Annotated in this window: 1 protein-coding gene; it reads left to right on the forward strand. The window is 53.9% G+C overall.

The genetic code is table 11. The features are described from left to right. Positions 1-138: 138 nt before the first annotated feature. Positions 139-284 (forward strand): FAD-dependent oxidoreductase (locus SB725_RS30780; RefSeq protein ID WP_410923154.1); only part of this gene is annotated, 146 nt, incomplete at its 3' end.

The raw sequence follows: 284 nt of genomic DNA on the forward strand, positions 1-284 counted from the left end.
GTCGTTGCGCTTCCTCCTTCAGGCGAGCTCGGGTCTCGACGCCGTCTGAACGAAGGGTTTTTCCTGGTGCCATCATTACTTTACCGTCTATGGTTAACTAAGTAGACTTGCATAACTAACTCGATAGGAGAATCTAACATGAAAGTCATAGTAGTTGGAGGAGGCGTCGGCGGACTCACGACCGCCCTGACGTTGCTGCGTCATGGTATAGAGCCAATTGTACTGGAGCGTGCTCCACGATTGACGGAGGTCGGGGCAGGCGTCCAGATCGCCGCAAACGGTAC

The organism is Pseudomonas sp. SIMBA_041 (assembly GCF_046535095.1).
Taxonomy (GTDB): domain Bacteria; phylum Pseudomonadota; class Gammaproteobacteria; order Pseudomonadales; family Pseudomonadaceae; genus Aquipseudomonas; species Aquipseudomonas mucoides.